Origin of the sequence: Thermosulfurimonas sp. F29, from assembly GCF_019688735.1 — a bacterium.
GTDB lineage: Bacteria > Desulfobacterota > Thermodesulfobacteria > Thermodesulfobacteriales > Thermodesulfobacteriaceae > Thermosulfurimonas_A.
Genome location: NZ_JAIFYA010000001.1, coordinates 500,501 through 520,952 on the forward strand (window position 1 = coordinate 500,501; position 20,452 = coordinate 520,952).

18 protein-coding genes and 1 tRNA gene are annotated in these 20,452 nt (G+C 51.6%); 6 read left to right on the forward strand and 13 right to left on the reverse strand.

Annotated elements, in window-relative coordinates; translation table 11 throughout:
* Positions 1-22: 22 nt before the first annotated feature.
* Positions 23-1,333, reverse strand: a complete 1,311-nt coding sequence (locus K3767_RS02605; protein ID WP_221172008.1) for a CsgG/HfaB family protein — start codon at positions 1,331-1,333, stop codon at positions 23-25.
* A gap of 597 nt (positions 1,334-1,930) precedes the next feature.
* Here K3767_RS02605 and K3767_RS02610 point away from each other — a divergent pair.
* Positions 1,931-2,377 carry a hypothetical protein gene (locus K3767_RS02610; RefSeq protein ID WP_221172009.1) on the forward strand — a complete coding sequence of 149 codons (447 nt, stop codon included), beginning with the start codon at positions 1,931-1,933 and terminating at the stop codon, positions 2,375-2,377.
* On the opposite strand, the gene cutA is transcribed toward K3767_RS02610, so the two are convergent.
* The 6 genes from cutA to K3767_RS02640 are packed head-to-tail and all read right to left on the reverse strand — an operon-like array spanning position 2,364 to position 5,528.
* Positions 2,364-2,690 (reverse strand): divalent-cation tolerance protein CutA, encoded by a 327-nt coding sequence (gene cutA, locus K3767_RS02615; RefSeq protein ID WP_221172010.1) that lies wholly within the window; start codon positions 2,688-2,690, stop codon positions 2,364-2,366. The genes K3767_RS02610 and cutA overlap by 14 nt on opposite strands.
* 3 nt (positions 2,691-2,693) lie before the next feature.
* Positions 2,694-3,119 carry a hypothetical protein gene (locus K3767_RS02620; RefSeq protein ID WP_221172011.1) on the reverse strand — a complete coding sequence of 142 codons (426 nt, stop codon included), beginning with the start codon at positions 3,117-3,119 and terminating at the stop codon, positions 2,694-2,696.
* Positions 3,116-3,643 (reverse strand): SMC-Scp complex subunit ScpB, encoded by a 528-nt coding sequence (scpB, locus tag K3767_RS02625; RefSeq protein WP_221172012.1) that lies wholly within the window; start codon positions 3,641-3,643, stop codon positions 3,116-3,118. Before scpB ends, K3767_RS02620 begins: the two co-directional genes overlap by 4 nt.
* A 2-nt stretch (positions 3,644-3,645) precedes the next feature.
* Complete coding sequence (locus K3767_RS02630) at positions 3,646-4,287, reverse strand: riboflavin synthase (RefSeq protein WP_221172013.1); 642 nt, start codon at positions 4,285-4,287, stop codon at positions 3,646-3,648.
* Positions 4,288-4,635: a CGGC domain-containing protein gene (locus K3767_RS02635; protein ID WP_221172014.1), complete on the reverse strand. Its 348-nt coding sequence runs from the start codon at positions 4,633-4,635 to the stop codon at positions 4,288-4,290. It abuts the gene before it with no gap.
* A gap of 38 nt (positions 4,636-4,673) precedes the next feature.
* A complete protein-coding gene (locus tag K3767_RS02640; RefSeq protein ID WP_221172015.1) occupies positions 4,674-5,528 on the reverse strand; it encodes a 50S ribosomal protein L11 methyltransferase in 855 nt (284 codons plus the stop codon).
* Between the two features lie 49 nt (positions 5,529-5,577).
* Between K3767_RS02640 and K3767_RS02645 the strand changes: the two genes are divergently transcribed.
* From K3767_RS02645 to K3767_RS02660, 4 genes are read left to right on the forward strand one after another with little or no spacing between them, the layout of a single operon-like run.
* On the forward strand, positions 5,578-7,398 hold the full coding sequence (locus K3767_RS02645) for an FG-GAP-like repeat-containing protein (protein WP_221172016.1): 1,821 nt from the start codon (positions 5,578-5,580) through the stop codon (positions 7,396-7,398).
* Between the two features lie 47 nt (positions 7,399-7,445).
* Positions 7,446-9,047: a DNA repair protein RecN gene (gene recN, locus K3767_RS02650; RefSeq protein ID WP_221172017.1), complete on the forward strand. Its 1,602-nt coding sequence runs from the start codon at positions 7,446-7,448 to the stop codon at positions 9,045-9,047.
* A complete protein-coding gene (locus K3767_RS02655) occupies positions 9,040-9,972 on the forward strand; it encodes a hypothetical protein (RefSeq protein WP_221172018.1) in 933 nt (310 codons plus the stop codon). Before recN ends, K3767_RS02655 begins: the two co-directional genes overlap by 8 nt.
* A complete protein-coding gene (locus K3767_RS02660) occupies positions 9,969-10,736 on the forward strand; it encodes an S-adenosyl-l-methionine hydroxide adenosyltransferase family protein (protein WP_221172019.1) in 768 nt (255 codons plus the stop codon). The genes K3767_RS02655 and K3767_RS02660 overlap by 4 nt, the downstream gene beginning before the upstream one ends.
* Before the next feature lie 320 nt (positions 10,737-11,056).
* Here the strand turns inward: K3767_RS02660 and K3767_RS02665 are convergent, their stop codons facing one another.
* The gene (locus tag K3767_RS02665; RefSeq protein ID WP_255592095.1) at positions 11,057-12,685 is read right to left on the reverse strand and encodes an IS1634 family transposase; all 1,629 of its coding nucleotides are present in this window, start codon (positions 12,683-12,685) and stop codon (positions 11,057-11,059) included.
* Between the two features lie 319 nt (positions 12,686-13,004).
* Here K3767_RS02665 and K3767_RS02670 point away from each other — a divergent pair.
* A tRNA-Asn gene (locus tag K3767_RS02670) sits at positions 13,005-13,080 on the forward strand.
* Here the strand turns inward: K3767_RS02670 and K3767_RS12240 are convergent.
* The 5 genes from K3767_RS12240 to K3767_RS02695 all read right to left on the reverse strand — a co-directional run bounded on the left by K3767_RS12240 (position 13,039) and on the right by K3767_RS02695 (position 20,444).
* Entirely contained in the window at positions 13,039-13,833 is a 795-nt protein-coding gene (locus K3767_RS12240; protein WP_221172381.1) for a zinc ribbon domain-containing protein, read from the reverse strand. The genes K3767_RS02670 and K3767_RS12240 overlap by 42 nt on opposite strands.
* Positions 13,834-13,914: 81 nt before the next feature.
* A complete protein-coding gene (locus K3767_RS02680) occupies positions 13,915-14,445 on the reverse strand; it encodes a hypothetical protein (RefSeq protein ID WP_221172020.1) in 531 nt (176 codons plus the stop codon).
* A 161-nt stretch (positions 14,446-14,606) separates the two neighbouring features.
* Entirely contained in the window at positions 14,607-15,698 is a 1,092-nt protein-coding gene (locus K3767_RS02685; RefSeq protein WP_221172021.1) for a hypothetical protein, read from the reverse strand.
* A 40-nt stretch (positions 15,699-15,738) separates the two neighbouring features.
* Complete coding sequence (locus K3767_RS02690; RefSeq protein ID WP_221172022.1) at positions 15,739-17,094, reverse strand: hypothetical protein; 1,356 nt, start codon at positions 17,092-17,094, stop codon at positions 15,739-15,741.
* Complete coding sequence (locus K3767_RS02695; RefSeq protein WP_221172023.1) at positions 17,070-20,444, reverse strand: N-6 DNA methylase; 3,375 nt, start codon at positions 20,442-20,444, stop codon at positions 17,070-17,072. The genes K3767_RS02690 and K3767_RS02695 overlap by 25 nt, the downstream gene beginning before the upstream one ends.
* Positions 20,445-20,452: the final 8 nt, after the last annotated feature.

Below are 20,452 nucleotides of genomic sequence, written 5' to 3' on the forward strand. Positions count from 1 at the left end.
TCTCCCTCCCCAAAAGTTTGATCTAGTAGGAAGTCACCCTTATGTCCGTGAGAAGTACATACCTTCCGGTCTCAATGTCGGCATACCCGGAACCCAATATAAAGTACAGAGCGGAAGGAAGTCGATCAAGGGCCAGGGGATCGGCCCTGTCGGACAAAAGCTTCTTTCCGTCAAAAAAGATGCGTATGGTATCGCCCTTCTTCTGCAGGGCTACTCGATGAGGCCTTCCCACTATGTCCTGGTCAAGCGGGATGGGCTTGTTCATCCACTTAAAAGAGGTGTCTTGAGCGGTGGCTCCTTTGGCCAGGTAAAGGTAAAAAGGGGCATCGAACCGTCCCAGGCGCACAGAAGCCTGTCCGTGGGGAACATAGGTTCCACAATAGAAAGTGTACTCAATGGCCCAGTCTCCGGACCAGCGAAATCTTTGCAAATTTTTATAGAAAACTGTCTCTCCCTTAATCGTGGCCAGCCACTTCTTGCCCTGAAAGGAGACGCACTCCGCGGTCCCCTTAACTATTCTGATGGAGGAGGGGACCTCCGTGCATCGAGAAAAGTCCTCCTGCCATACCACCTTTTTTCCCGGCTCGAACCGGGCCTCCGGTCGTACCAGCCCTCCGGTGGGGGCAGGAGCCACCGAGGAGTCCCGGGGGGCCGAAGTCGCCGCCGGACGGGGAGCCGCCGAGGGATTGTTATATCCCTGGGTGTCCGAACCCCAGCGATAATAATTTTCCGGTACCATCTTGGCGATGGCGTCCACGGCGTTGTAAAGCATCACCCGGATGGCCTTCTCCATGGGGGTGTTCTTGTAGGCCCCCAGAGCCCCGCCCAGGGCTACGGTCCCCAGAATGGTGCCCATTCCACCGCCCACCTTCCAGGAGGTGGCCTTCCCCTCCACACTGGTGGCATTTATGACCCGCCCGGTGCGCACATCCACCAACCGGATGTCCGCGGCAATGTACGCTTCTTTCTTGGAGATCTTGGCCCCCCCGATAAGGGGAATATTGAAAGGCACCACTATACCGCCCCCTCCCACTCCCGAGGCGTTGGGCTCGAAGGCGGTGATGGCTCCGATGACCAGAATGTCCGCCCCCTCCATGAGCCCGGTCTTGGGGCCGGCCCCCTGCCTCACATATCCGGACTGGGCCAGGTTAAGTTCCTCCTGAATGGCCTTCAGTCCCTCTCCCCGTTCGAGCACTATGAAACGACCGGTTCGGAAGAGGGCCGTGGCCAGCATGTCCGCCAGACCATCTCCTATGGCCCCGCTGCACTTGGCGGCCTTGCACCTGAAACTCGCTACCGCTATACGGGCCTTGGGCCCCCTATAGGTGATCACCTCCTGTACCGTTGGCCCGGTACTCTCCACGCGAGTCTGAACCCCGGAGGATACACAGGAGGTCAAAAAAAGAAAAATTCCCAAGCCCAATAAAACCGATACTCTCTTCTGTAAAGCGTCCATAATACCCCCCTGCAAATTCGACATTTGTTTTTTAAATACAAAAAAGAAAAGTCTCTGTCAAGCTTGACGGGGCGGGACTTTTCAACCTATTATAAGTCGGGAGTTTCAAGGGGTGAGGTTTCATAAAAATTGGACGCTACACTTTTTGAAAAACTCCTGAAGCAAGAAAAAAAGGCACTGGTTACGGCCTGGGAAAGTTTTCTCTCTATACAGAAGGAGGGGAAGGTTCCCTATCCATCGATTTACTCTCAAGTCTTCACCAGAAAACAGGGGGAAACTAAAACCGAAGAGCCTGAAATTCTTGAAATTTTTGAAGAAGCCAGACAATTTTTGGACAATATTCTCAAAAAAGTCCGCAAAGAATCGGTCAAGCGTTTCTCTGTAACCTTTAAGACAGAGGAAGTACTCACGCTATACCAATTACGAAAGCGCATAGAAAAACTGGAAAAGGAAATTGCTTTTCTGAAGGAAGAATTGCTTAAGGATCCCCTTACTAATTTCTGGAACCTTCGGGGGCTACAACGCATCTTTGATTATGCAGTAAGGCCACACATTTATAGCGAGGACTACAGTCTTCTGGTCTTTCATCTTCTTTTACCAGAAAAAGAATATGCCGCTTTCACAGACAGAATAATTCTGGCCTGTGCGCATTTTCTAAGAAGTCTTTTTTCTCCTCGTGACTTTTTCTGTCGCCCTTCGGAAAAAACCTTTGCCATCGTATGTGTTGGACAACGGGTGGGCGAGGCCCGCAGATTGATCGAGCTGTTGAGGGAGAAGACCTTCCCCTGCCGCATAAAGGGCCGCCCTCTGGCCGTGCGTTACAAGGTGGGGGGAACAAACATTTTGGGGGCTGACCACCTTCAGGTGGTACTGGAGAGGGCCCTTTCCGCTGCGGAAAAGGGAACCTTCATTCGGGTCTAGCCGTTTCGGTAAAGATCCATTCCAGGAAGGGCCCATGACCTCCGGATACCGGTATTATGAGCACACACGGACAGGAGTAGGAATGGTGCCTGACGATTTCCTCCCGGGCCGGTTCAGCCAGTCTCTGAGTGGTCTTAACGATGAGTACGGCCTCCCGGGAACTTTCGATCTTACCCTCCCACCAGTAAAAGGATCGCATCTCGGGAAAGATGTTCACACAGGCGCAGAGTCTTTTTTCCAGTAGGATTCTTCCCAGTGTCTCGGCCTCCTCGAGTCCCGAAACGGTGACATAAAGGAGCACCACCCCGCTCATGTCTTAACCTCCCTCGGCAAGCTCTTCGCGAAATTTTTGGGTCTCTTCTTTCAGGGGATGCCCCTCCGGGAGCTCGGCCCAGAAGGCTTCCACCAGGGTACGCACCCGCCTCCGGTATCCATTCAGGGGATACCCGTGTCTCTTGAGAAACCGACACAGCCGATTCCAGTTGATCCGGGCTCGCTCCGGTCCTCTATAAAAGGATTTATTCATATTCTCCACCCGCAGGTCCCGCTCAATGATGAGGATATAACGGCGAATTACGGCTTCCCGCAGGGTGGCTTCCTCCTCTACCCGGAGTACCAGTCCGAGTCCCTCGGGAGGAGCCCCGGTAAGATAAAACCAGGCGTTCCAGAAGGCCACCTCCGGAATCTCTCCACCTTCATGTACTATGAGCTCGGCTTCCTCAAGCACCTCCGTTCTTATCATGTCCGTCCCGCAAGTTTTCTAATTTCCTCAAGAGGGGGAAGGTCCTGGAGACTTTTGAGACCGAAGAATTCCAAAAAATAATTCGTGGTTCCGTAAAGAAGAGGACGTCCGGGAACCTCCTTGCGTCCCACCACCCGGACAAATCCCGTCTCCAGCAGAAAGCGGAGCGGCCCAGAGGAGTCCACACCCCGGGCGGCCTCTATCTCGGCCCGGGTCACCGGTTGCCGATAGGCCACCACCGCGAGGGTCTCCAGGGCAGCGGGAGATAACCGTCGGGGTTTGGGCCGAAGATAGATTCGCACATATTCAGCCACCTCCGGAGCCGTCTCCAGTCTCCAACCTCCGGCTACCTCCCGAATACGCATCCCCCGCCCCCGGTAAGACTCACTCAGCTCCCGGAGGATCTCTTCGAGTTCCGACTCGGAGATCCCTGGGAAAACCTCCCGCAAATCCCTAACCCGCACCGTACGCCCTGCCGCAAGAAGAATGGCCTCGATCGCCTTTGCCAGGAGCCCCCGATCCATCACTATTCCAGAAATCCCTTGTCCCGCAGGAATTCCTCGGTGAGATCCCGGGTGTAATAGGGTCGGAGGAAATTCTCTACATATTTGGCCAGAAGATCAGCCTCCAGGTTCACCCTGTCGCCGGGTTTGCGGAACCCCATGGTGGTGACTCGGGCCGTGTGCGGAATAATAGCCAGCTCGAACACGGGGCCCTCCACACGGTTTACCGTTAGACTCACCCCGTCTACCGCCACCGACCCCTTCTCCACCAGATAGCGGACCACATTTTCCGGGGCCCGAATACGCAAAAAAAGAAATTCACCGGTCTCCTCCCGGCTCAGGACTTCCCCTACTCCGTCCACATGTCCGGTCACTAGGTGCCCTCCCAGACGATCCCCCAGGCGCAGGGCCCTTTCCAGGTTGACCCGTTCACCGGATCGCAGATGCCCCAGGGTGGTCCGACGCAGGGTCTCGGGGGAGATCACAACCTCAAAAAAAGGTGGAGAGAGCGCCGCAACCGTAAGACAGGCCCCGTTCACGGCAATGCTGTCCCCCACCCGGGTATCCTCAAGGGGGAAGGGAGCCTCTATTCGCAAAACAAGTCCCCCTTTTTGGGCCCTGGCCTCCCGGACCACCCCGAGTCCTTCCACAAGACCGGTAAACATCTAACCCAGATCGTGCGTGCCCAGAACCACTTTGGCCCCGGTCTTATCCTGAATCATCTTGACCAGCTCGTCTATGTCGTGATTCTTACAGGCCGGTCTGGCCTTAACCAGACAATTGGTGAGGTGAACCACCTCGAACCCGGTCTTCTCCTTGGCCATGGCAATGTTCGCCACCAGAGAGCGTCCCGGACAGCGACACTTTAGAAATCCCATTACCTTCACCTCGTCCGGATACTCGGCGAAGGGCCCCTTTTTCTCCGCCGCGGAGGAAAGACACTTCCAATCCGCGACGCAGGAATGAGAGGTATCGGCATAGGATCCACAGGCCACGATAAGCACCTTGGGCATTGCACACCTCCTTGATTGTATTCTGTTTGATCTTAAAACTAATCGGTGGAACGCCTCAGGGCAAGAAAACCCCATTCCTCCCGACGGTGTTCCTCCACAACCATGAGGCCGATCTCCCGAAAGGATTTCGCCATCTCCGGGATCTCCTTACCCAGGAATCCGGAAATAAAGAGCAGCCCTCCGGGGGCGAGTCTTTTCCTAAGGCTATAACGCAGACGGTGAAGCTCCCAGGTCGAGAGGTTGGCCAGCACCAGATCGAAGACCCCGTGGAGATCATCCAGGATTCCCGGAAAGATCTCCACTTTTACCCGGTTAAGCAGAACATTATGACGGGTGGCCTCCCGAGCCATAGGGTCGATGTCTAGCGCTACCACCCGATGGGCTCCCAGCTTGGCCGCGGCGATGGCCAGGATTCCCGTTCCGCAGCCCACATCAAGGACCCTTTTCGGGATCCCCTTCCGGAAGGAGAGGTTATCCAGGGCCCGGAGCATCAGGGCTGTGGTGGGATGGTGTCCGGTTCCGAAGGCCTGCCCGGGATCCAGGACAATCTCTATTTTTCCCTCGGACAGATCCAGACTCTCCCACGGCGGACGCACCCATAGGCGTGCCGAGACCTGAAACGCCCGGAAATGTTCCTGCCAGGTTCGAGCCCAGTCCTCCGCCGGGACCTCCGTAATCGAGATCACCTCAAGCCCCCGACGACGGCAATCTCTCCGAAAGGGTTCCACCTCCTCGGCGGAGTTCAGGTAGAACTCGGCCCGTACCCCGGAGGAGCATTCCTTAAACAGAAATCCTCCCCAGCGTTCGGCAAGCTCCGGGAGTTCCTTTTCAAGGACTCCGAAGCTGCCGCCGACCTCCACCCGAAGATAGGTTTGAGGTTTACCCCTGTCCATGGTAGAGATAGGCTAATAAATACTTACGCTGTTTCAAGGAGACGCAAAGATGAAGAAAGCAATTCCGTTACTTTTAATACTCGGTGCCCTTATCACCGGCAAGCTTCTGGCAGCCCTTCCTCCGGAAATAAAGTCAGATCTTTCTCCCCTCTCGGCTCTGGTGATCGGGGTTGACGGGAATCGGGTCATTCTGGACAAGGGACGGATCCAGGGAGTCAGGCTGGGCGATCTTTTTACCATCTATCGTAAGGGACAACCGGTGGTCCATCCGGAGACCAAAAAAGTGCTCGGATACCTGAAAAAACCGGTGGCCCTGGCCGAGGTTGTGCAGGTGGAGGAGAACTTTGCCACCGCTCGCATCCTCTCCCGATCCGGGGAATTTCCCGTACCCACTCCGGCCATCCGTTACGGAGACATCAAGATCCTGCTGGTGGCTCAGAACCGGCGCCTTGCCGAAAAATACCTGCCGGAACTGGAGAGTGTTCTTTCCCGCAGCCGGATTCTTTATGAACCTCAAAGGACTCTGGGGGCCCTTTCTCCGCAGGATCTTTCCCGGGAAGGGGTGAACCTGGTGCTTTACCTTGAGGAAGGGGCTTTACGCCTTTACAGTCCGCGGTTAAATCTTCTCCGGGTTTACACCCTTCCGGAGGTGGCCCCTTCTCCTGCAAGGACCACCTTGCCATCGGCAGCTCCCTCCTCTCAGATGGTTCCTTCCCCGCTGACCGCCAGCCCTTACCGAAAATCCGCGCCTTCCGTTACCACCCCCGTCCAGCCCGTGAGTCGTCCTGAGATCCTGCCGCAGGCTCCCCCTTCCGCGCAGTCTGCTCCATCCCGGTATCCCTATACCACTCTGGGATATACCCGACCCCAGGTGCCGCGTTTCCGGCGGGTGGGACGGCTTCCGCAGGTGGTGGCTGACTTTGAGATCGGAGATCTGAACGGAGACGGAATTCCCGAAGTGGTCTACCTCACCCCCAAGGCCCTTTATGTGGCCCGTTATCAGGGAGCACTTCTGGCCCAATATCGCTTCAGGGGCTTCGGGAAGGTGCTCAATTTCTCCCTAGGTCCCCGGGGCTGGATCGCCCTCAACATCTATCAGGAAGGCGAGGGGCTACGGAGTGAGCTTCTCCATTTTACCGACGGGGCCCTCAAGCCTGAAATAAAGGGGATTAACCTGATTCTTTCTTTTGTGGATTTCAACGGTGATGGTCGTAACGATACCCTCCTCGGTCAGACCTTTGATGAGGAGAACTTTTTCGGCCCCAGGGTATATGTTCTGTCCCGGAAGGGGAACAAGATCACCTACCGTGAGCCGCTCACGGTTCCAACGGGATTCCGGCTCATCGGAGCCGCTTTCGCCGATCTCGATGGGGATGGATATCTTGAAACCATCTTTATTAACCGGGGACACAAGCTGGCCGTTTACCGATATACCCAAAAACTCTGGGTCTCCACCCAAAAAGTCGGGGGGAGTTTATACGGAATCAAGGTCCGCGTAGGGCCTTATCGGCAGACTTATATGGAAACCATTCCGGCCGAGGTAAACTTTCTGGTACGCGACCTCAACGGAGACGGGCGTCCGGAGGTCCTTCTGGTGGCCAATCATAGCGCTCATCACGATCTCCTTCCGGGGTTCCCGGCCTACACTTCGGGAGAGGTGATGGTGCTCTCTTACTCCACCACCGGGTTCGAACTCCGTCCCTTCTCCGGAGGATTTGAAGGGCCCCTCCAGGGACTCGGCATAGTGGATTCGGAACTTCTGGTAGTGCTAACCAAAGGGAACCCCTTTACCCAAGAAGGGGAATCCTACCTTCTGGCTTTACCTTTGCCGACTCAATCCTATCGAAGAAGCCTAGGATATGGTAGATAATCAATTTCCGGGCAACCGTTCTTGTGAGGGTTAAATATTTCTAAAGTATGCTGGCGGAACTCCGGCTGAAAAACCTCCTCCTCATCGAGGAGGCCTCGCTTTCCTTTGCCCCGGGGTTTACGGTCTTTACGGGAGAGACCGGGGCCGGGAAGTCCCTGCTGGTAAAGGCCCTTCGGCTGGTCCTCGGAGAGCGGGGGAGTCCCGATTATGTGCGGCCCGGGGCACGGGAGGCGGTGGTGGAGGCCTTCCTGGTCTCTCCGGAGCTTCCGGAAAGACTTTCCGCTCTGGGGTTTGATCCGGCCGAGGAGGTCCTGATCCGGCGGGTGCTGGCCCCGGAACGGTCCCGGGCCTTCGTAAACGGCACCCCGGTGCCCCTGCGAATGCTCTCCGAGCTCACCCGGGGGCTGGTCATTCTCACCGGACAGCACGAGTTCCGGGCCCTTCTCTCTCCGGAGTACCGTCTCCGGGTGCTGGACACCTTTGCCGGTCTTGAGGAGCAGCGGAAGGCCTATGCCGATCTTTACCGGAAATGGCGTGGGGTCCACGAGGAGAGGACGCGACTGGAGGGGGAGCTCCTCCGGGCGGCCCGGGAACGCGACTTTCTGGAGTTTCAGATCCGGGAGATCGAGGAGGCCGACCTCAGCCCCGGTGAGGACGAAGCCCTCCTGCGGGAAAGGGAAATCCTCCGGAACCTTACCCGTCTAAAGACGGGACTTTTCGAGGGGAGCCGGGCCCTGGAGGAGGCCTCCGAGGCTCTCTCAAGGGCCCTTTCCTCCCTGAGGGATCTCTCCCGAATAGAGGGCGAGCTGGCCCCCCTTCTTGCCCGGCTCGAGGAGGTTTATTACGAATTGCTCGAGGCCTCCCGGGAGCTTTCCGGACGGCTCGCCGATCTTCCCGAGGACGACGCCCGGCTGGAGGAGGTGGAGGCCCGGCTGAGCCGGATCGAGAACCTCAAGCGCAAGTACGGAGCCACGGTGGAGGAAATCCTTTCCACCCTGGAGGAACTCCGGAGGCGCCGGGAGGGACTTGAAGTGGGGGAGGAGCGTCTCGGCGAACTCAGGTCCCGGGAAAAGGAGCTCGCCGAAAGAGTCCTTTCCTCGGCCCTGGAGATCTCTTCCGCCAGACATTCCGCGGCCCGCCGCCTTTCCCGGGCCATGAACCGGGAGCTGGAGGCCCTGGCGCTTTCCGGAGCGGAATTCCGGGTGGAGGTGGAAACCCCCGCGGCCCGACCGGAAAACCTCACCCCTTTCGGGCTGGATCGGGTGCGTTTCCTGGTGCGCACCAATCCCGGCACCCCGGCCAGACCCCTGGAAAAAGTGGTCTCCGGCGGAGAACTATCGCGGATCTTTCTGGCCCTTAAGAGCCTTCTGGCCGAAAGGGATCGAGCGGCCTGCCTGGTCTTCGACGAGGTGGACGCCGGAATCGGAGGGATGGTGGCGGTGCGGGTGGGAGAAAAGTTGAAAGAACTTGCCCGGAGGGAGCAGGTCCTCTGCATCACCCACCTTCCCCAGATCGCCCGTCTCGCCGATCACCACTTTGCCGTGGAAAAGGAGGTGGTGGACGGGCTGACCTACACCCGGGTAAGGGTCCTCGGTCCGGAGGAAAGGGAGAGGGAACTTCGGCGCATGATGGGGGAGGCCGATGGCTAGAGCGCGGGCGCTTCTTCTCTTCTCCGGCGGGCTCGACAGTATGCTGGCCGGAAAGGTCCTTCAGGCCCAGGGCATCGAGGTGCTGGCCGTGCGTTTCGTTACCCCGTTTTTTCACTGGAAGTGGCGGGGACGGGAGGAGGAGTTCGATCGGGTGCTCCGGGAAAAGTACGGTTTCCGGGGGCTCGTCCGGGATATCAGCAACGAGTATCTGGCCATGCTCCGGGATCCCCCTCACGGCTACGGCTCCGCGGCCAATCCCTGCATAGACTGCAAGATCCTCATGCTGCGAAAGGCCCGGGAAATGATGCCCGAGGTGGGGGCGGACTTCCTGGCCACCGGCGAGGTGGTGGGTCAGAGACCCATGAGCCAGCGTCGGAACATCATGCGTCACATCGAAAAGGAGGCCGGGGTTAGCGGCATCCTCCTGCGCCCCCTGTGTGCCCGGAGACTTCCTCCCACCGAACCGGAGAAGAGGGGTTTAGTGGATCGGGAAAAGCTCTACGACTTTTGCGGTAGGGGACGAAAACCTCAGATGCGGCTTGCCGAGGCCTTCGGGATTCGGGACTATCCCACTCCGGCGGGAGGATGCGTGCTCACGGACCCCATCATCGGGGAAAGGCTCCTGCGGCTTCTGGAACTTCGCGGTGGACTTTCCGTGCGTGAGGCCGAGCTGGCCCTGCTGGGTCGTCACTTTATAGAGGAGGGAATGTGGCTGGTGGTGGGGCGTCGGGAGGCCGAAAACAGGAAACTCCGGGAGTTAGCCCGTCCGGGGGACCGGCTTTTCCGGTTGCGCGGGGTCCCCGGGCCCACCGGTCTTCTGGTGGAGGGACGGGGAGACCCGGACAGGGTGAGGGAGATCCTCAAGCGTTATACCCCCCGGGCCCGGAATCTCGAAGCCGTGGAACTGGAGGAACTTTCCCCGTGAAGGGGCCGGTGGTGCTCCTTACGGACTTCGGCCTGCGGGATCACTATGTGGGGGTGATGAAGGGAGTGATTCTTTCCCGGGTTCCGGAGGCGGTGCTGGTGGATCTCACTCACGAGATACCTCCCCAGAATGTACGGGCCGCCGCCTACGAACTGGCGGTTTCCTGGTCCTATTTCCCGGAAGGCTCCGTCTTTCTCTGCGTGGTGGATCCGGGGGTGGGCACCGCCCGCCGGGCCCTCGCCGCCGTGATCGAAGGTCGGTTTTTCGTGGGACCGGACAACGGACTCCTCACCCTGGTACTGCGACGGCACGGAGCCTTTGAGATCAGGGCGGTGGAGGCGGAGCGGTTTTCCCTCCCCGGAGCCAGCACCACCTTTCACGGCCGGGACCTATTCGCCCCGGTGGCGGCGGAGATCCTGCGCGGACGCCCTCTGAGGGATTTCGGTCCCCGGATCGAGGATCCCGTCCTGCTTCCCTTCCCAGAACCGGAACCTGTGCCCGGGGGATGGAGGGCCCGGGTTTTGCGGGTGGACCGTTTCGGAAACCTGATCCTTAACCTCTCGGTGCGGGAACTTCCCTTCGGGTCCTTCCGGGTGGAGGTGGAGGGACGCCGGGTGCCTCTGGCGAGGACCTACGCCGAGGTGCCCGAGGGGGAGCCTCTGGCTCTCATCGGAAGCGACGGTTTTCTGGAGATCGCGGTAAATCGCGGATCAGCCGCCGAACTCTTCGGAGAGGATCCCGAGATCCTGGTCCTTAAAGAATGACCGATTCCCTTACGCGCCCTCCTCACCCATCTCAATCCGGTTTTTTACGGTTCAGAGTTCCTCCCGGGAGGTGATTTCTCCGGCGGTAAGGATCGTCGGAAGATTATGCGCTCGATGCCTCGTTCCCGAATCACCCGGGAATACATACACCCGATACCGAGGGCCTCAGCACCTTTTTTACAGGTCGTTAGGCCTTTGAGGGTATTTTTGATGATGTGATAGCGGTTTATATACTTTCACGATCTACCCCTCCTTTTAGAAGTGTTCGAGCCCGTGGTTATACCCAACTTTGACACCCCGGGCAAAAAAATTCTCTTGTATCAACGGTTTTCGGGCACACTACCTCCACGTTCCACAACACCTTCTTCCTCTCCTGCCTCCAGCACCCTTCCCGGCACCCTCATACCCACCGCCCTGAACGCCTCATACGCCCTCCCCTCAAGCTCCGTCCTCACCAAATACTTCTTCCCGTCAACCGCAACCTCCACCGCCTTGAGCCTCTCAAGATCCCTCATCACCTCCCTGTAAGACCCCTTACATCCCGCCTCCTTAAGCCTCCTCATCATCACCACCTCCAGCACAAAGGCCAAAAAGCAAACCATTATGTGGCCCCGTATCCGCTTCTCTGTCCAGTGATAAATAGGCCTCAGCTCCAAACCACTCTTGATCTCCCGAAAAGCCCTCTCCACCCTCCAAAGATCCCTATACGCCAGCGCCGCCTCCTCCACCCCAAGCTCCGTATTCGTCTCAAGCACATACTTCCCATCATACCGCGCCTCCTCCTCCAATACCTCCCGATCTATCGTAACCTCCGCCCCCTTCACCTTCAAATATCGACGATAACCCCTATTCCCTATAAGCCCCTTAAGACCACCCGCCTTAAGCTTCTCCTCAAGCTTCCTTACCACCTCCTCCCTCGCAGCCCTCTCCCTCTCCGCCTCCTCCGGATTAAAACAAACCAGGTAACGCCTGCCTTCATGCCAGACCTCTTTTACCCTCAAATTCCCTTTCACCTTCCGGAAACGGCCCCCTCTACCCAAAACCTCCTTCATGGCCCTAAGCTTCCGCATCCTCACCCCCACCAAATACTCAAGCCCCAAAGCCTCGATCTCCTCCAAAATCTTCCGGCTCACCATCCCACGGTCAGCCACCAAAATCACCCGCCTCACCCGAAACCGACCCCGCAACTCCTTAAGCACCGCCCAAAATGTCTCTACATCCGCCGTAGCCCCGGGAAACACCTCGTGCCCTATCGGCATCCCCTCCCGCGTCATAAGTAAACCCAATATCACCTGCACACGGTCCGGCCTCCGGTCCTTCGAATATCCATACTCGCAAAACCCCTCCGCCCCTCTCCCCTCAAAATACGCGCTCGTCGTGTCCCAAAACACCAAATCAAGCTCCAGACTGAAAAGATCCTTTATCCTCTCGAAAAGCTCTACCTCAATCTCGTCCTTATGATCGGCCAAAAAATCAAGAGCCCGGTAAAAATGATGAAGCTCAAGCCTCTCAAACTCCGGCCGATATACCGTCTCCTTCCATCGGCTAACCCCAAGCTTCGAGGCCGGGTCACAGAGCCTGTTCAAAACCATGGCAAAAACCGCTTCTTCCACATCTATGGAAATTTCCGTCCCAGAAAGAAGCTTCCTCAGAATCCTATCAAGCTTAAGATCTTCCCATAGCCTTCTAAAGATCAACGCCGGACCGAAATCCTTGGCCCATTTGGCCTCAAGGGATCGGGCACAAGCCTCTATCCATTGCCTCCGGGAAAACCTGGCCAGCCCTTCTATCAGCTTGTCCAGTTGACCCTCCTTAAGTTTTTCCAGCCGTCCCAGGTTGGCTACGATCCTCTGGCGTACTTTTCCGTTAACCCGCTTGCCCTCAACGATATAGAGGTAGGTCCTGGTGGAGCCGTCTTTGTTTTTGAAGGTTTTGGTGCGGATATACATAGCACTAAAATAGTAGCATGATTTTCTTGTTTGTCAAGATGTAATTTTGTAGGCATAGCACAACATTTGAAGGCTAAGAGGATGAGTCGTAGGTGGAAGGAGGGAATTAGAGGGGCATTTAGGGGTTATTTCGGGCCGAAAATGCTCACTTGAGATTCCCCAGCCCCTTCCGACTGTCAAACTTGGGTTATACTAGGAGGGGGGTGACATTTTAGGTTTGCAATTAAGGGTGACAAAATCGCTCTGCAATAACCCAAGAAGCAATTCGCCCCCTTGACAATGTGAAGGGAGCCTAATAATTTTTAAAATCGGATTTGGTTCCCCGGTAGCTCAATCGGCAGAGCGGCGGGCTGTTAACCCGTAGGTTGCAGGTTCGAGTCCTGCCCGGGGAGCCAAATGATACGCTCAGTAAAACTCTCCCCTGAGGAAATAGGTCCGATATCCCATAATTCGAGTTTGATCTTAGTCGCTTCTTGGCCGTCCCGGACTTCTTTTCCGTAATAGACGATGCGCTTTATTAGAAGGTGTAGGAGATCGTATTTCTCCTGGGGCGTGAGGTGTTCAAAGACCTCTTTGAAGTACTTGAAATTGGCTTTGAGACTTTCGGCATTTAAATAGTTGTTCTCCACCTCGTTAATTTTGAATTCCAGAAGCTCGATTTCCTTTTTCAATCCGTCTCGTTCTTCTCCAAGTTCCTTTAGTTTCTGGAGTATAAAAGCGAAACGGGGGTCCGTTTCTTCCAACCCCTCAAGAAGGTTCATCATTTTGCGAGCGCTACCTTCTACTTCCTGTAGTCTTTTTGCCAAGGCCTGTTTTTTCTTTTTTAAACGCTCCCCCTCCTCCCTTTCCTCCCGAATAGCCTCCTCCACCACCTCGTCCACAAACTCCGGGCTTTCAGCAAGGAATTGAAGTTTTTTTACGATCAGATCTTCAAGTGCTTTGGCATTTACGGCCCCTATAGGGCATTTACCTTTGCTGGGGTCGTTATTCACCAGGCACCGATAGTAGTAATATTTTCGGCCCTTTGAGTAAGCAAAAGAGGGGGCCATGGCACACCCACAATGTCCACAGTAAACTAGCCCCTTTAAGAGGAATTTTTCGGTACCGGCCCTGAAACCGGTGTTCGATGCACGATTCTGGTCAAGCATTTCCTGCACGTAATATTACTGGGAGCACTTTTTATGTGACACTCAGACCTCATGATTCCAAGGTTTTAGAGGCTGAAAATGTCACCTATTTGATAACCCCATTAATAGTAAAAAGTCCCAGCCTTTAGCAGTGATACACGCATTTAAATAAATTTCTAAGTTTTTTTGGCGGGTAAAATTAGCTTCTATTAGTCCTCTTTCTTTTAAACTTTTGAAATGAAAGCTAAGTTCTTCAGGTGTTTTGCACCAAGCAAGGGCTATAAATTCTGGCGACCTCACATCAATCCATTCGCCAGGATAATTTGTTCTTCGTTCTAAGGCTTGCATCAAAAGGAGCTGTTTTTCACTTACACTTGGCACAGTTAAAGAGCTTTTTAATCTTTTAAAATCATAATCTGTTAGTTTTGGAGTTTTAGCTCTTTCATTTTGTTCTCTGATCCATGAAGAAATAAGAAAAAGTGTCTTTTCTTCATAATATAATTCCGCTAATAAGGATCCGGATATAAAAAATTTTCCGCACCTTTGACAATCAAAGCACTCATAATCTCCACTTGTTGTGTATTCTTTTATATCGTAACCCTTACATATAGGACATACTTTCTTTTGTGTCATATGATATTTCTTATTTTAGTTTGTCGTTTCTTTAATCTTTTCATTATTTTAAGATTATTTTACTGATAGTTGAGAAATCTTTAATGAAATTCAATTTTTATTGTCTATCTTAATTTTATATCTCAACTATGATGAATTTGTCAATTGCTAGATATAGATAATTACTTAAAAATATCTTGCAGTAATTCTTCAGAAAGTCCAGTAGAAGAACAAAAAAACTTTGCCAAGTCTCTAGTTAATTTTTTAGTAATATCAGAAAAATTAGAATCAATATATTTAATTCCATTGACGTTATTGCCTTGATAAAGTACTTTCTCAAAAAGAACAAGTTGTAAATAACGCAATATTTGGCTAGAATCTTTTGGTTTATTTAAAAGTCTAAAAGCAATATCAAATAAATTTGGTAAATAGTCTGGATCTAATTGTAAGGTAGGAACTTCAAACAATTGTCCCTGTTTGCACATCTTTTGTAAAAGTTTATTGATATAATCGACTATAGTTTCCCGTCTTTTCATTTCATCATAGCCACCATAAAAGTATGATCTAAGCTCTAATTCTGGATTTTCTGGATTGATGTGAAAAACATATGAACTCATTTGAAGAATAGATAAACTAAACAAAGTTAATAAATCAACAGCGAGTGCTTTGTGGAATTTGTCTTTAGGGTTAAATTTCCCGGCATATTTTGTAGTATATATAAGAAGTCTAGAAATATTTTGATAAGGCGAATTCATCCAAAAGTAATGTTTTCTAAAAAGTAATAAAAATTCTAAATCTTTTGAGATTTGAGAAATATTTCGTTCAAAATATAGCCAACATTCTGGATTAGAGAAGTTCAGATATTTAGTATTTGTATCTAAAACTCTTTTTTCTAAATTTAGCAGATTATCTTGGTTAAGGATAGTTATACCTAGTTTTTGTGCCACAATTCGTTGATTTTCTGGTATGGATTGATTAGTTCCTAAGCATAAATAACCTTTTTTAGTTCCAAAAAAATCCATCACGCCTTTTAACCAAAAAATCCGTTGGATTGGACTTTTTATAATTTTTTTATTTGTTGTGCAATCTGCTACAATATAGTCTATAATCATGTCAGAAAATACTCTTATTCCTAAAACATCTATGTCTGTCAATTCAGTTGGTTTTCTTGTTTGAGAGCTATATTCTGCAAGTTTAATTTCAATGCGTGTGTAACAATTTAAAGACCAAAGAATATTATTAATACGAACTTTTAATTCAAAATCCTTATCCATTTTTATCTCCCTTTCAAGCTGTTTATATTAAATTAGTCATTTATGTTCTTAAAATATCCATTACGTTACAAATAATGCTATCGATTTCCTCTTGCACCATACTTGAAATTTTAGGTGTTCTTTTCATCTTGGGTAAGGTCCTTAATGCTTCTTCATAAGAACCAGGATAAAACAGAATTTTTCGTATTTCTTCTGATAGTCCTTTTTCTTCGATTTTTTCTCCAATTTTCAATAGATCTTTAGCAAGTTTTACAGCTTTTATATTTTCTTCTGTATCAATAAGTTCGAAATAATATCTATCTTTATGAAATCTATCTCGATATATTTTGCCTATACCTCTGCTTACAAGAATTCCATATTGTTGTTTTATCTCAGTATGACTTCCTATTTTATGAGGGGGCTCAAGTAATTTGTTTATAATTGCTTCTGGATATTTTATTTTTGTAATCGATCCAAAATGTTGTCCATATCTAATACACGCTAAGATAGCCATTGCTTTTTCAAAAATAATCTTTTCTTCTAATGAGATCCCAATAGATGGTATAAATCCAAAAAATTTTTCACCTTTAAATGAACGCACTTTTGGAGCGAGAATTATTCCCCTTTTTATAGCTTCTATAATTATCTTTCTTTCGTCATTTAATTCTTGATTGACGCTTATAGAAATATTTATTGGGAATCCTTGATATTCTTTAATCATTTGAAGAACTTTATGAATATTTTCTGCACCAAAAGTTCTAATAAGCTTGTATAGCTCAGCAATTTTTTCAGGATTTTCTATCCAATATTGAGGAGAATACAATACTTTTTCTCCTGTTTCTCTTGATTGATACTCTTGTATTAACCCTCCGCTTTTCCCTATACTTAAAACCATTTCATATAATTTATCTTCCCCCAATTCTTCTTTTATCTTTTCTTCAGGTAGTGGAGATATAGCTAATGTATCGCAAATTTTTATGGTAGCCTCTTCAACTTCTGAATGAGGAATATTTTTAAAATATTCTCCAGCTAATGAATAAATATCACTAAAATATGGCACACTTTCTTCTATCTTCTTTATTTGGGTGCCGATTTTTTCAATTCTAGCCCATTCAAGTTCCTGAAGGACGTTGAGCACATTAGGTAACACTAAAGAGTCGATTCCAAATTGACTTGCAATATATTCTAATCTTTTATAATCGCTTATTACATCTGATCCACGAATATGAATTGCTAAACGTTCAGCCATTCCTATTAATCGAACATTTTTAGTCTCTGCAGCTAACGCTCCTAAATCCACATCTTGGAGACCTGTTTGAATATCTTGTGCTCTCAATCCTACTTTTAGAGGTTCAAATGTCCATCTCATACTAAAACTCCTATTTTTTAATATCAAATATGCTTCAGGTTCTCCCACGCCTCCAATACGAGGCGTTTGGTGCGGTATTCGCCGAATTGCCTAATTTCTTTTTCTTCCAGAACTCTAAAAGTCTCACCTGGGAAATCTGGGCCAAAAACATCTTGAGGGTCGAGGGTGTAGCGGAGTTCTTCCTCGGTGAGGCCGTAGAGTTTGGCGAAAAGCGCGTCGAGTTCGGCGCGCAGGCGGGCGCGGCGCTCTTCGTTCCACTTGAAGGGTGGAAGGGGGCAAGCATCCTGGTTAGGGTTGTCAGGATTAAGGGAATAAATGATCTCAAGCCACTCGGGTGGGGTTGCGTTTCCATGGCCTCCGGTTTCGCGGGCGTTTTCTTCCCATTGCTTGCGGATGGCGGCGCGGAGTTCCTGGTCGGCTTCTGCCCAGATGTCATCGGCAAAGGGCTTCATGTCCCAAGCGGTGTAGACTAGCTCCATAATTCGGGGAATGGCGAATAGCAAGTGGCGAGTGGTGTAGGTTTCGGGAGGAAGGACGGGGAGTTGTTTGACATAGTGGAAAGTGAAATTAGTTCCTCCAACTTTTTGTCTTGTTACATAATCAAAAACCATTGAGGATAAATTCGCTAAAAGACAAGGGGAGAATTTGATTTTTTCTACAAATAGTAAAGGGGTACTATGACCTACTCCGGATAGAGGGATGAGACTGAAAATAGCGGTGCGTTCGTTTGTAGCGCTGGTAATATTTCTAAAACTCAATAACCAATTATAAATCCATCTCCAAAGAAGACCTTCTTGAGAATCGTAGCGAACAAGTCGTTGCTTAACTTCTAAGAAAGATACCCAATACCAAGGTTGGATAACATAACAAGCATTTTGGTATTTAGATAATGGGGTTTGTGGTAAAACCCTATATCCTCTTTCTTCGCTTCGCGTTTCGTATGATCCGAATCTATGATCATAAAAATCGACAAATTTGGCTTCATACAGAGGCAAATAAACATCGCCGTTTGCTTTCACAAAGATATTCCCCTTGAGCTCGTATCCCGCGGCGAAAAGCTCCTTGCGGGTGCGGAAGAGGTGGCTGTCGTTAGACATATCAAACATGCGTAAGAACCGCACGCCCCAAGGATTTTCGCCGGTCTTTTCGTTCACCAGCACCGGGACGCGACGGTAGATCTTTTTCGTAAGTTCGGCGTCGTAGCTGGTGCGGAAGATAGGGGTGGTGCGGGTGTTGGGATTTATACAGGCGATGTCCTCAGCTGTGAGGGTGAAGCGGCGTTGCTTGTCCTTCAAGTGCTCCACACGGGTGGCGAAAAAGACGAATTCTGGCGAATGGCGAGTGGCGAATGACGAACGGTAAAGAGTGAGTAAAGAAAATTTATAGGAGCGATGGACTGCGGGGAAGATACCTTCCCGGTTTTCAAAGTCGTAAAGGCTGGCAAGAAAGCCGTTTTCCATAAGGTGGCTAAAGAATTGTTTGTTTGTGTCGTCAGTAGCGATGCCGGTGGGAACGATGATTCCGGCGCGGCCCTCGGGGCATGTGAGCCGCAGGGCCAGCTCGGCAAAGACGCTGTAGGTGTTGATGTCGCCTCTCGCAGTTAAAGGGAACCTTCCCGAAGCCCGGAGAAAAAGGCTTGTAGCGTCGGCGTTGCGCTTTGCTTCGAGGAACTCTCTGTAAAGCGCTGGATTTTCTTCTTTGAGCTTTTTGATCAATTTCTGGCGGGCGGCGCGGTTTGCGGCATTGGCTATCTCCGGCGCACGGACGACGAAAAATTCCTTCTCTTGGAGCTTGATTTTCTCCCACGGCGGATTACCCAAAACCACATCGAAACCGCCCCGAGCAAAGACTTCCGGGAACTCAAGCGGCCAGTGGAAGAAGCGGAGAGCTTCTCTCTCGGCTAGGGCGTCCGCCTGCCCGATAAGCCTTCCGTCGGCAGCCTTGGGGCGCTCAAGATAACGGAAGAGCTCCTCCGAGGTGGGAACGAAGGCCTGAGTTTCGGCGGTCTTCGGCATGAAGAAGGCCGCGGTCCAGAGGTTGCAGGCCCGTTCCAGGATCCACCACTCCTCGCTTCTCGTTATTTCGCGGTAGCGCTCGGCTTTGGCCTTAAGTTCCTCAAGCGTTCGATCCGGAAGGTCCTCAAGCTCCTGGAATCTCCGGCTTAACTCCTCAAGCTTTTTAAGTGGATTGAAAAGGGAAGATCCTCCAAAGTGCGTTCGTGCCCGTTTGTTTTTCTTGGCGAGCTCGCGGCAGACTTTACGGTCGTCTCCCTCAAGGGGCTTGAAAGCCTCATCCGGGATGCCTTTCTCAAGGACTTTGAAATCAAAAACTCCCACCAGAGAATCACCGCACTTTATACGGTGGTCAAGAAAGGTAAGGGGCTCTCCCCGGCAGGCACCCTCAAGCCAGAGGGCCACCTTGCAAAGGTCAACCGCAAGGGGATTCTTGTCTACCCCGTAGAGGCAGTGCTGAATGACCTCGCGCGTAGCGTGGCGCACCTCGTCAACCGAGGGGTGCTCCTCGCCGGTGCGCACACGGGCCAGCTCGAACCCGAGCCTCCTTGCCGCCGCCAGCAGAAAATGTCCCGATCCACAGGCGGGATCGCAAACCTTGAGATCGAGGATAGCGCGTTCTTTTTCTTCGCGAGTTGAAGCCTTTTTAAGGCGTTCTTCAAGGACTGGTTCAAGGGCGCTTTTGATGAGCTCCTGCACTAGGGCCGGAGGGGTGTAATAGGAACCTGTTGATTTGCGCTCTGTTCCGGGAATCAGGTCAAACTTTATGTTCAACGTTTTCAGTTTTTCTCGCAGGTCTTCCTCGGTGTAGATACCAGATTCCTCTTCCATATCTCGCATGGCGGATATCAAAGAAAATTCTGACCACTTAGAAATTTCTTCGTGAACTTCAACAAACACCGGCTGGTAGTCAAGGAGGCTCTCGTAAACGCTTCCCAGTTCCTCTACATCAAGGGCCGCGTAATTTACGCGAATCTTGCGGCCGTCCTGCTCGAAATAGGAAAGGTGGTTCAGGGCTTTCAAAAAATCGGCGTTTGAGAGTTTGTAATCCTTAAAGAAGAAATTTTCCCATTGGAAAAGGCCTCCATTCAGTACCGTGAGGCCGAGTTTTTCGCCGTCTTTGGTGGAAAGCAGATAGAAAAGGCGCTTTACGCCTTCCCACAGATCGTGGAAACCGGGGTTTAGCACCTCGGGCTCGGCACTCATGGCCCGAAGCCGGGAAAGTCCATAGTAGTTATCGTAAATCTCCCGGAGTTTAAGGTCTTCCGGCTGGATAAGATCGCGCTCCTCCGCCACCATGATGAAGAGCAGGCGGTAGATGAGCTGAAGGAGCTCGCGATAAAAGTAAGAGGGGCTGATTTCCCCTCGGGCTATTTTTTCCCGCAACTCCTGGT

Excerpts from the sequence above, each read along its gene's own strand:
- cutA (WP_221172010.1), bottom strand. The coding sequence starts at position 2,690 with ATGAGCGGGGTGGTGCTCCTTTATGTCACCGTTTCGGGACTCGAGGAG.
- K3767_RS02620 (WP_221172011.1), bottom strand. The coding sequence starts at position 3,119 with ATGATAAGAACGGAGGTGCTTGAGGAAGCCGAGCTCATAGTACATGAA.
- scpB (WP_221172012.1), bottom strand. The coding sequence starts at position 3,643 with ATGGATCGGGGGCTCCTGGCAAAGGCGATCGAGGCCATTCTTCTTGCG.
- K3767_RS02630 (WP_221172013.1), bottom strand. The coding sequence starts at position 4,287 with ATGTTTACCGGTCTTGTGGAAGGACTCGGGGTGGTCCGGGAGGCCAGG.
- K3767_RS02635 (WP_221172014.1), bottom strand. The coding sequence starts at position 4,635 with ATGCCCAAGGTGCTTATCGTGGCCTGTGGATCCTATGCCGATACCTCT.
- K3767_RS02640 (WP_221172015.1), bottom strand. The coding sequence starts at position 5,528 with ATGGACAGGGGTAAACCTCAAACCTATCTTCGGGTGGAGGTCGGCGGC.
- K3767_RS02645 (WP_221172016.1), top strand. The coding sequence starts at position 5,578 with ATGAAGAAAGCAATTCCGTTACTTTTAATACTCGGTGCCCTTATCACC.
- recN (WP_221172017.1), top strand. The coding sequence starts at position 7,446 with ATGCTGGCGGAACTCCGGCTGAAAAACCTCCTCCTCATCGAGGAGGCC.
- K3767_RS02655 (WP_221172018.1), top strand. The coding sequence starts at position 9,040 with ATGGCTAGAGCGCGGGCGCTTCTTCTCTTCTCCGGCGGGCTCGACAGT.
- K3767_RS02665 (WP_255592095.1), bottom strand. The coding sequence starts at position 12,685 with ATGTATATCCGCACCAAAACCTTCAAAAACAAAGACGGCTCCACCAGG.
- K3767_RS12240 (WP_221172381.1), bottom strand. The coding sequence starts at position 13,833 with ATGCTTGACCAGAATCGTGCATCGAACACCGGTTTCAGGGCCGGTACC.
- K3767_RS02680 (WP_221172020.1), bottom strand. The coding sequence starts at position 14,445 with ATGACACAAAAGAAAGTATGTCCTATATGTAAGGGTTACGATATAAAA.
- K3767_RS02685 (WP_221172021.1), bottom strand. The coding sequence starts at position 15,698 with ATGGATAAGGATTTTGAATTAAAAGTTCGTATTAATAATATTCTTTGG.